At 63.0% G+C, this 10,372-nt stretch carries 10 protein-coding genes; 9 read left to right on the top strand and 1 reads right to left on the bottom strand.

Going from position 1 to position 10,372, the window contains the following annotated elements:
* A partial coding sequence (locus BN1127_RS13855) for a DMT family transporter (RefSeq protein ID WP_042649859.1) occupies positions 1-330 on the top strand: 330 nt, incomplete at its 5' end.
* Between the two features lie 254 nt (positions 331-584).
* On the opposite strand, the gene BN1127_RS13850 is transcribed toward BN1127_RS13855, so the two are convergent.
* On the bottom strand, positions 585-1,448 hold the full coding sequence (locus tag BN1127_RS13850) for a YicC/YloC family endoribonuclease (RefSeq protein ID WP_042042773.1): 864 nt from the start codon (positions 1,446-1,448) through the stop codon (positions 585-587).
* A 146-nt stretch (positions 1,449-1,594) separates the two neighbouring features.
* Here BN1127_RS13850 and rph point away from each other — a divergent pair, with 146 nt between their 5' ends.
* From rph to BN1127_RS13810, 8 genes are all read left to right on the top strand, one after another.
* Positions 1,595-2,311: a ribonuclease PH gene (gene rph, locus BN1127_RS13845; RefSeq protein ID WP_025328763.1), complete on the top strand. Its 717-nt coding sequence runs from the start codon at positions 1,595-1,597 to the stop codon at positions 2,309-2,311.
* Between the two features lie 83 nt (positions 2,312-2,394).
* On the top strand, positions 2,395-3,048 hold the full coding sequence (gene pyrE, locus BN1127_RS13840; RefSeq protein ID WP_042649858.1) for an orotate phosphoribosyltransferase: 654 nt from the start codon (positions 2,395-2,397) through the stop codon (positions 3,046-3,048).
* Between the two features lie 157 nt (positions 3,049-3,205).
* A complete protein-coding gene (locus BN1127_RS13835; protein ID WP_042649857.1) occupies positions 3,206-5,635 on the top strand; it encodes a heavy metal translocating P-type ATPase in 2,430 nt (809 codons plus the stop codon).
* On the top strand, positions 5,632-6,021 hold the full coding sequence (cueR, locus tag BN1127_RS13830) for a Cu(I)-responsive transcriptional regulator (protein ID WP_005323722.1): 390 nt from the start codon (positions 5,632-5,634) through the stop codon (positions 6,019-6,021). Before BN1127_RS13835 ends, cueR begins: the two co-directional genes overlap by 4 nt.
* A gap of 84 nt (positions 6,022-6,105) precedes the next feature.
* Complete coding sequence (locus BN1127_RS13825) at positions 6,106-7,260, top strand: GGDEF domain-containing protein (RefSeq protein ID WP_042649856.1); 1,155 nt, start codon at positions 6,106-6,108, stop codon at positions 7,258-7,260.
* Between the two features lie 31 nt (positions 7,261-7,291).
* Positions 7,292-7,555 carry a YihD family protein gene (locus tag BN1127_RS13820; protein WP_025328759.1) on the top strand — a complete coding sequence of 88 codons (264 nt, stop codon included), beginning with the start codon at positions 7,292-7,294 and terminating at the stop codon, positions 7,553-7,555.
* Positions 7,556-7,752: 197 nt separating this feature from the next.
* Positions 7,753-9,204 (top strand): cytochrome c oxidase accessory protein CcoG, encoded by a 1,452-nt coding sequence (ccoG, locus tag BN1127_RS13815; RefSeq protein WP_042649855.1) that lies wholly within the window; start codon positions 7,753-7,755, stop codon positions 9,202-9,204.
* Between the two features lie 127 nt (positions 9,205-9,331).
* A complete protein-coding gene (locus tag BN1127_RS13810; protein ID WP_042649854.1) occupies positions 9,332-10,321 on the top strand; it encodes a serine/threonine protein kinase in 990 nt (329 codons plus the stop codon).
* Positions 10,322-10,372: the final 51 nt, after the last annotated feature.

Genomic DNA, 10,372 nt, shown 5'->3' with positions numbered 1-10,372 from the left:
CTGCTCGGCACCCTGCTCTCCCTGCTGACCGAGCAGTGGCCCGCCAGCATCGGCACTGGTATCTGGGGCTGGTTTGCCGCCAGCGTCCTGATCGCCACCACCTTGCGTTACTGGTTGCTCACCCACGCCCTGAGCCGGATGACCACGGCCCATGCGGCCCTGCTGATGCTGCTGGAACCTGTCTGGACCCTGATCCTGAGCACCTTCTTCTATGGCGAGCCGCTGGGCCCCGCCAAGCTGGCCGGCGCCGGCCTGGTGCTGGGGGCACTGGTGCTCTACCAGCTCCCACTGCTGCTGCGCAGTCGCAAATTCAAATCGTCCAACGAATAAAAAGCTGCACCCCGGCAAGAACGGGTGGTTATCAGCCATAAAAACGGGCCTGCACTTGCAGGCCCGTTTTTATGGCAGGGAACCGTCCCATGGTCGCGCCTCCATCAGGTCATGGGCATCCATGACTTCGACGACAGAGTGGTGGTGGCTCAGGTTGCGGGGGATTGAGCGACGAGGACATACCGTTGAGCGTCCTGGGGATATGACATAAAAAAGCCCCCGCATTGCGAGGGCTGGTGCATCGGAGACGGGGATCACTCGATGTTTTGAATTTGCTCGCGCATCTGCTCGATGAGGACCTTCAGTTCGACTGCGGACTGGGTCACTTCGGCGTTAATCGACTTTGAACCCAGCGTGTTCGACTCGCGGTTGAACTCCTGCATCATGAAGTCGAGACGACGACCGCAGGCCCCTCCCTTCTTCATGATCTTGATGGTTTCACTGATGTGCATCTCCAGGCGATCCAGCTCTTCGGCCACGTCGATCTTCTGGGCCAGCAGCACGATTTCCTGCTCGATGCGGGCCGGATCCAGCTCCACCTTGGCCTCGGCCAGGCGGTCGGTGAGCTTCTGGCGCTGCCATTCGATGATTTGCGGCAGGTGCACCCGCACCTTCTTCACTTCCACCTGGATGCCATCCAGACGCTGCTCGATCAGTGCCTTGAGGTTGGCCCCTTCGCTGGCGCGGGAGGCGAGGAAATCTTCCATGGTCAGATCGAAACCGCCGAGCAGTTCGGTGGCGACCGCGTCCATGTCCTGCTCGGCGGCGGCCATGACCCCCGGCCAGCGCAGCACGTCCACCGGGTTGAGCTGGCCCTGGCCCGCTTCTTTCATTACCCAGTTGGCGCTGTCGATGATGAGTTTGGCCAGCTCTTCATTGATATGGAGCTGGCTGGCGGCGGCTTGCGCTGCCTCGAACCTCAGGTTGCACTCCACCTTGCCGCGCTGCAGCTTGGCACGGAAACGCTCACGCAGGACCGGCTCCAGGCTGCGCAGCTGCTCCGGCAGGCGGATGTAGGTTTCCAGATAGCGCTGGTTGACCGAACGAATTTCCCAAACGGCTGTGCCCCAGTCGCCCTTGAATTCCTTGCGGGCGTAGGCGGTCATGCTGTGAATCATTGATTGTTCCGGGCTTGATGAAGTGTGCGGCCAGTATACTCAGCCAGGCTTGCCCCGTCAGCCGATGCCGTGGTTTTAGCGGCTGATATTTGAGTCACGATGGCTTATACTCCTGCGCCAATTCAGCCAGCCCAGAGGTCAGTCCCATGTCCCGTCCCAGCGATCGCAGTGCCGCGCAAGTGCGCCCGGTTACCATCACCCGCAACTTCACCAAGCATGCGGAAGGATCTGTGCTGGTGGAGTTCGGCCACACCCGCGTGCTGTGCACCGCCAGCGTCGACACCAGCGTGCCGCGCTTCCTGAAAGGCAAGGGCCAGGGCTGGGTCACCGCCGAGTACGGCATGCTGCCGCGCTCCACCCATTCGCGCATGAACCGCGAGGCGGCCGCCGGCAAGCAGAGCGGCCGTACCCTGGAGATCTCCCGGCTGATCGCCCGCTCCCTGCGCGCCGCCGTGGATCTGACCGCCCTCGGCGAGCACTCCATCACGGTGGACTGTGACGTGCTGCAGGCCGACGGCGGCACCCGCACCGCCGCGATCACGGGAGCCTGTGTGGCCCTGGTGGATGCGCTGAACTGGATGGTCGAGAAGGGCATGCTCAAACAGAGCCCGCTCAAGCAGATGATCGCGGCCGTCTCCGTCGGCATGTATCAGGGCGAAGCCATCTGCGATCTGGAGTATGTGGAAGATTCCGCCGCCGAGACCGACATGAACGTGGTGATGACCGAAGACGGTCGCATCATAGAGGTGCAGGGCACCGCCGAGGCCGAGCCCTTCACCCACGAGGAGCTGCTGGCGATGCTGGCGCTCGCCAAGGGCGGCATCGACGACATCATCGCGCTGCAGAAGCAGGCGCTCTCCTGATTATCTGATTTTAAAAACGCGGCATTGACCGCGTTTTTTTATACCCCCACACCAGTCAACGACAAGCCAAGCAAGGAGCCAGAATGAAAGCCTACCAGCGTCAATTTATCGAGTTCGCCCTGGAGAAACAGGTTCTCAAATTCGGTGAGTTCACCCTGAAATCCGGCCGCAAGAGCCCCTACTTCTTCAACGCCGGCCTGTTCAACAGCGGTCGCGATCTGGCCCGCCTCGGCCGCTTCTATGCCGCCGCCCTGATGGATGCCGGCATCGAATTCGACGTGCTGTTTGGCCCGGCCTACAAGGGGATCCCCATCGCCTCTGCCACCGCGGTGCAACTGGTGGAGCAGCACGACGTGGACGTGCCCTGGTGCTTCAACCGCAAGGAGGCCAAGGATCACGGCGAAGGCGGCAATCTGGTGGGCAGCCCGCTCAAGGGACGCATCATGCTGGTGGACGACGTCATCACCGCCGGGACCGCCATCCGCGAATCCATGGATCTGATCCAGGCCAACGGCGCCTCCCTGGCCGGGGTGTTGATCGCCCTGGACCGTCAGGAGAAGGGCAAGGGCGAGCTCTCCGCCATCCAGGAAGTGGAGCGTGACTACGGTGCCCACATCATCGCCATCATCCAGATGAGCGACCTCATCGCCTATCTGGAAGAGAAGCAGGCAGAGCAGCCCGCGTTGGCCGAGCAACTGGCGGCAATGAAGGCCTATCGCACCCAGTACGGCATCTGACCACCTCGTGCCTCCCATCATGGCGCCGCCCCTGGCTCGGGGTGGCGCCATTTTTTTTGAAAAAGTGAGTGTGGTGGCTTGAGCTTACCCTTACAGTAAAGGTTAGGGTTTAGTCATCGGCAGCCAGTTTGGCCGATGAGTTCCGAGGAGGAACAACATGACTACCCAGACTCAAGATCCCATCCATCTGCAATTGCCACTCAGCGGCATGAGCTGCGCCAACTGCGCCAGCCGCATCAGCACCGCCCTCAACCAGCTCGACGGGGTGACGGCTACCGTCAACTTCGCGTTGGAGCAGGCGGCCATCGAACTCGGTGACCCGGCTCGTCTGCCCGAGGTCCTCGACAGCATCACGGGGCAGGGCTATGGCTACGGCCATGAGACGATCTCCTTCCAGATCAGCGGCATGACCTGCGCGGGTTGTTCGGCGCGTCTCAACAAGATGCTGACTGCGCTGCCCGGCGTGCTCTCGGCCGAGGTGAATTTTTCCCTCGAGCAGGCCCGTATCGAGCTGGTGCCGGGGATGCAGACCCCGGCCTCGTTGCGTGAGCATATAGCTGCGCTTGGCTTCGGTGCCCAGCTGGCGCAGGGCTCTGCCAGTGCTCGCCGCCAACAGTTGCAGGCGCGTGAGGAACAGGAAGCTGCCGCCGCCCGTCATGCGCTGAATCAGGTCGTCATCTCGGCCCTGCTGACCCTGCCGCTGCTGGTGGGCATGGTCGCCATGGCCGGCCTGCTGCCCTGGCATCTGCCCGCCTGGCTGGAGCTGGTGCTCGCCACCCCGGTGCAGTTCTGGATCGGTGCCCGCTTCTATCGCGGGGCCTGGCTTGCCCTCAAGAACCGCGCCGCCAACATGGATGTGCTGGTGGCGACCGGCACCAGCGCCGCCTACTTCTACAGCCTCTATCTGCTGCTTAACCTGGGGATGGCCGCCAGCGGCAAGCTCTATTTCGAGGCGAGCGCCATCATTATCACGCTCATTTCGTTGGGGAAACTGCTGGAGGCCCGCGCCCGGCGCAGCACTCAGTCCGCCATTCGCGAACTGATGGCGCTGCGGCCGGACACCGCCACCGTCTGGCGCGGCGAGGCCTGGCAGAGCGTTGCCATCGACGAGGTGCTGCGTGGCGACAGGCTGCGGGTACTGGTGGGGGAGCGGGTGCCGGTGGATGGCAAGATCCTGAGCGGTGAGTGCGAGCTTGATGAATCCATTCTCACCGGTGAGAGCCTGCCGGTGCCGCGTGCGCTGGGGGATGCCGTGCTGGGTGGTGCCATCAACCGCTCCGGTGTGCTCGAGATCGAGGCCACCACCGTGGGGGAGGACTCCAGCCTCAGCAAGATCATCGCCTTGGTGGAGCGTGCCCAGATGGGCAAGGCGCCGCTGCAACAGTTGGTGGACAGGGTCTCTGCCATCTTCGTGCCCGTGGTCATGGCCATCGCCCTGTTCACCCTGCTGGCCTGGTATGCCTACAGCAACGACTTCGGTCAGGCGCTGCTGGCCGCCGTCGCCGTGCTGGTGATCGCCTGTCCCTGCGCCCTGGGGCTGGCGACCCCGGCCGCCATCGTCACCGGCACCGGGGTGGCGGCCCGCCACGGCATCCTGATCAAGGACGTGGATACCCTGCAGAAGGCCCACGCCATCAAGGCGCTGATTTTTGACAAGACAGGCACGCTCACCCAGGGCAAGCCCGTGCTGGCCGGCTGGAGCGGCACCGATGAACAACTGCGCCTCGCCGCCGCCCTGCAGCAGGCGAGCGAGCATCCTCTGGCGCTGGCGATGCGCGAAGCGGTCGGCAAAGAGGTTGCGCTGCCCCAGCCCGAGGCCGTGGAGGTGCGGGTCGGTGCGGGTATCCTCGGCAAGGTGGCTGGCCACTTGGTGGCCATCGGCAATCCCGCCCTGCTGGCTCAGCTCGGCATCGAGCCGCCACAACAGGATGAAGCGCCCGCCGACGGCGCGACCCGGGTCTGGGTTGCCATCGACGGCGTGGCGGTCGGCATAGCCGCCCTGGCCGATTCCCTGAGACCCGAGAGCCCTGAGGCCATCGCGACCCTGCGCCAGCGCGGCATCGCCAGCTGGCTGGTGAGCGGCGACGCCCCGGCACCTGTGGCCCATATCGCCGCCAAACTGGGGCTGGATGGTGCCTTTGACTCCGTGTTGCCCGCCGGCAAGGTGGAAAAAGTGGAGGCGCTGCGGGCGCAAACCAGCGGGCTGGTGGCCATGGTGGGAGACGGTGTGAACGACGCCCCGGCGCTGGCGGCGGCAGACGTGGGCATCGCCATGGGTTCAGGTTCGGACGTGGCCATGGAGACCGCCTCCATCACGCTCATGCGATCTGACCCGCGGCTGGTGGCTGATGCCATCGACATCTCGGCGGCGACCTGGCGCACCATACAACAGAACCTGTTCTGGGCCTTCGTGTTCAACATCATCGGCATTCCGCTGGCTGCGCTGGGCTATCTCAGCCCCGAGCTGGCGGGGGCGGCCATGGCCCTGAGCAGCATCACGGTATTGAGCAATTCCCTGTTACTGAAACGCTGGCAGCCCAGGGCGGGCAGCCAGCGCCAATCTGAATCGAAGAGGAGTCATCCATGAACATCAGCAAAGTTGCCAAGGCCACTGGGTTGTCCGCCAAGACCATCCGCTACTACGAAAGCATCGGTCTCATCTCAGCCCCGGTGCGTAGCGACAACGGCTATCGCAGCTACACAGACGGCGCCCTGCGGGAGCTGCGCTTCGTCAAGCGGGCGCGGGAGACCGGCTTCAACCTGGAGGAGTGTCAGGAGCTGCTGGCGCTCTATCGGGATGAGCACAGGACCAGCGCCCAGGTGAAGAAGCTGGCCCAGGAGAAGATCGTCGACCTGCGGGCCCGCATTGCCGGTCTGCAGGCCATGCTCAGCTCCCTGGAGGAGGTGGTGGGGTGCTGCCATGGGGACGCGAATCCGCAATGCCCCATTCTCGACGAGCTCGAGAAGGGCTGAGTGGCTGCTTAATAGCGGGCGATTGATTGTTGAGCAGGAAAAGGGAGTGTTAAACTGTGCGGCTCTTGTACAGGGAGTACCCAGTTGACCCAGAGTGTGAAACACCAGGTACGGCGTGCCATCATGGCCCAGCTCTATACCCATGCCTCCTTCAGTCTGCCTTGTCTGGCGCTGCTGGCGATCAGCTGGAGCCTGCTGTTCCACGACTACCTGCCCGCCGGGGAAGCGCTCGGCTGGCTGGGCTTGGTCTTTCTGCTGTTACTGGGGCGCGGATGGCACCTTCGCTGGCGTCAGCCCCGGCTGGCGGAGCTCCCGCTGCCAGTGCTGGAACGAGAGCTGTTTATCGGGGTGACCATCACCTCCATCATCTGGGCGCTCGGCGTGCTGCTCTACATGGACAGGCTGCCCGACACCTACCGCGCCGCCATGATGATGCTCACCAGCCTGATCCTCACCGGCAGCGCCATCATGCTGTTCGGCAGTCGCCGCACCCTCTACGGGGCTGTGCTGCCCCTCGGCTTTGCCATGTTGTTCGAACTCGGCGGCGGCAACGAGCAGGAGCGGATCGTCTCCTGCATGCTGGCGGGTTACCTGTTCGTGTTCCTGCCGACCCTGCTGCGCCGGTTGCGACGGGATCAGGTGGCTTCCCTCTATCACAGTTTTTCCAATGCCGAGCTGGTGGCGGAGCTCAAGGTGGTCTCCGAGCATCTCAAGCTCACCTCCCGCCTGGACGGTCTGACTGGCATCGCAAACCGGGCTCACCTCGACGACACCCTGGCGCGTGCCTGGCGCCGCTGCCATCGAGCCAGGGCACCCCTCTCCCTGGTGCTGGTGGATGTGGACTACTTCAAACAGTTCAACGATCACTATGGCCATCAACTGGGGGACCAGTGCCTGCAGCAGGTGGCGAGCCTGTTGGCCGAGGTGCTGCGGCGGGAGGACGATCTGGCCGCCCGCTACGGCGGGGAGGAGTTCGCCCTGTTGCTGCCCTGCACCACCTTGCAGGGGGCCATGCAGATCGCCGAACAGGTGCGCACGGCCCTGCGCACCCTGGGTATTCCCCACCACAAGTCCCGGGTATCCGGGCGGGTCAGTTGCAGCTTCGGGGTGGCGACCCTGGTGCCGGATCAGCACCACTCCATCGCCGAGCTTATCCAAAAAGCGGATGCGGCCCTCTATCAGGCCAAGCATAATGGCCGGGATCGTATCGAAGTAGCCTTGATGGGTAAGGTTGCCTGAGTTTCACATGACAGATTTAAAGAGGTCGTCTATGCAATGTCATCGTATCGAAGAGCTGCTGGAGCTGCTGCAGCCCGCCTGGATCAAGGAGCAGGATCTCAGTCTGGTGCAATTCATCGCCAAACTGGCGGCGGAGGCGGGCTATGAGGGCGCCCTGTCCGAGCTGACCGACGACATGCTGATCTACCACCTCAAGATGCGCGAATCCGACAAGCAGGCGATGATCCCGGGCCTGGCCAAGGACCATGTTCCTGACTTCAAGGAAGCCCTGCTCAAGGCCCGCGGCATCAAGTAACCCGACCGCCGGGTTGCTGGAAGAGGAAGGTTTCAAGGGAATCTCTAGAAAGGCGCATAGTCAACTGGCTATGGGCCTTTTTTGTTGCCTGAAATTGCGACGGCACTCGAACTATAGATACATTTAACCCACACAATTAGCAGGCTGTTTAAGATATAATCGGCTTCATAACAATATGAGTGGAGCGATGTGTTGCAATGGCCGACCAGGACAAGATCGATATCAAGGATGTGACCGACAAGAACGTCACCGGGACCTTCAATCCCCACGCGTTCAAGGCGGGCGATGACAGGTTCAATCCCGGCAACCGCATCTACGTCAGGTCCCAGACCGGCTACTGGCAGCGGGTGCGCAAGGCCATGGGCTGGTTCTTCGTCGCCCTCTTCGTCACTTTGCCCCTGCTGCGCTACGACGGCCGCCAGGCGGTTCTGTTCGATCTGGAGCATCAGCAGTTCCACATCTTCGGTGCCACCATCTGGCCGCAGGACCTGACCCTGCTGGCCTGGGTCTTCATGATCGCCGCCTTCGCCCTCTTCTTCGTCACCACCTTCCTCGGCCGGGTCTGGTGTGGCTATCTCTGCCCACAGACGGTATGGACCTTCATGTTCATCTGGTTCGAGGAGAAGCTGGAAGGCGCCGCCAACAAGCGCCGCAAGCTGGATGCCGCCCCCTGGAGTGGCGAGAAGCTGGCCCGCAAGGGCGCCAAGCACCTGGCCTGGATCCTGCTGTCGCTGGGCACCGGCCTCACCTTCGTCGCCTACTTCCAGGACGTGTTCCAACTGGTGCCTGACTTCTTCACCCTGCAGGCGAGCGGCTGGGTCATCTTCTGGGTGATCTTCTTCGCTGCCTGTACCTACGGCAACGCCGGCTGGATGCGGGCCATCATGTGCATCCACATGTGCCCCTATGCCCGCTTCCAGTCCGCCATGTTCGACAAGGACACCTACATCGTCGGCTACGACACCAAGCGCGGCGAGACCCGTGGTGCCCGTGGCCGCAAGGCCGATCCCAAGGCGCTGGGGCTGGGGGACTGCATCGACTGCGACCTCTGCGTGCAGGTCTGCCCGACCGGCATCGACATCCGCGATGGCCTGCAGTACGAGTGCATCAACTGCGGCGCCTGCGTCGATGCCTGCGACCAGACCATGGATCGGATGGGCTATCCGAAGGGGCTGATCAGCTACACCACTGAGCACAAGCTGGCCCACAACCAGACCCATGTGGCCAGGCCCAAGCTGCTCGGCTATGGCCTGGTGATGGTCATCATGCTGGTAGTCTTCGTCTACAACGCCATGTCGATCATGCCCATGGGGCTCGATATCCTGCGGGATCGCAACCAGCTGTTCCGGGAGAACAGCGAGGGGCTCATCGAGAACACCTATACCCTCAAGATCCTCAACAAGACCCTGCAGTCCCAGACCTATCAGCTGGATGTGGAGGGGTTGCCGGAACACCAGTGGTTCGGTCCGCGGGAAGTGACTCTCAAACCAGGGGAAATTTTCACCCTGCCGGTGAGCCTGGCGGTGGATCCCTTCAACCTGAAGCGGCCGACCCTGGATGTCCAGTTCGTGCTCAAGCGGGAAGGGGCCGCGCCGGACGACAGCAAGGGGATCCTGCGTCAGCCGAGCAAATTTATCAGCCGGTTGTGACCACCAGGGCAACCTGCACTGAAACAACCCAGCAAATATATCAGCAGGTTGTGAGGGTTTACGGGAGGGCGGGTCGTCCATCCCGGGCAGGATCGGATAGAATGGGGCGCAACAGCGCCCCTTTCTCATGGTGGATGACATGCGTTTCAACTATTCCGACCTCAATCCCGACCTCATCATGGATGCGATCGATCTCAGCGGCCTGCGCATCGACTCCGGCCTCATCGAGCTCAACAGCTATGAAAACCGGGTCTACCAGTTTCAGGATGAGGGTCGTCGCCGCTACGTGGTGAAGTTCTATCGTCCCGGTCGCTGGAGCCGGGCCCAGATCCTCGAGGAGCATGAGTTTGCCGCCCGTCTCAATGAGACGGAGATCCCGGTGGCCGCCCCCATCGCGTTTGCTGGCGAGACCCTGCTGGAGCATCAGGGCTACCCCTTCGCCATCTGGCAGAGCGTCGGTGGCCGTCAGTTCGAGGTGGACAACCTGGATCAGCTGGAGTGGGTGGGACGCTATCTTGGTCGCATTCACCGGGTCGGGGCCAGTCACTCCTTCCACCATCGCATCCAGCTGGATGTGGAGAGCATGCTGCACGAGCCGCGTCAGCTGCTGGCGGCCGGTGAATGGGTGCCGAGCGGCCTGGCCAAGTCCTTCTTCGGGGTGCTCGACGAGCTGATCCGGCACGTGAGCGACGCCATGACCCTGGATGTGGCCCGCATCTCCCTGCATGGCGACTGTCACCCGGGCAACATCCTGTGGCGTGACGGCCCTTTGTTCGTCGATCTCGACGACTGCCGCACCGGCCCCGCCATTCAGGATCTCTGGATGATGCTGAGCGGTGAGCGCCACGAGCAGCAGATCCAGCTCGACACCCTGCTGGCGGGCTACGAAGAGTTCATGGAGTTCGACCCTCGGGAGCTGGCGCTGATAGAGCCGCTGCGAGCCATGCGCATCGTCCACTACATGGCCTGGCTGGCAAGGCGCTGGGAAGACCCCGCCTTCCCCCGTCACTTCCCCTGGTTCAATACGGATCACTACTGGCGCCAGCAGATCGCGACCCTGCACGACCAGCTGGCGGCGCTCAAGGCCCCGCCCCTGACGCTGATGCCGAACTGGTGAGCAGATAGCCGGTTCGCGATGCCCAGAGTGTGACCGGCGGGCCGCGCGCCA

The organism is Aeromonas media (assembly GCF_000819985.1).
GTDB classification, from domain to species: domain Bacteria; phylum Pseudomonadota; class Gammaproteobacteria; order Enterobacterales; family Aeromonadaceae; genus Aeromonas; species Aeromonas media.
Note: the sequence above shows the minus strand (reverse complement) of the source record. Positions and strands in the feature narration are given on the sequence as shown.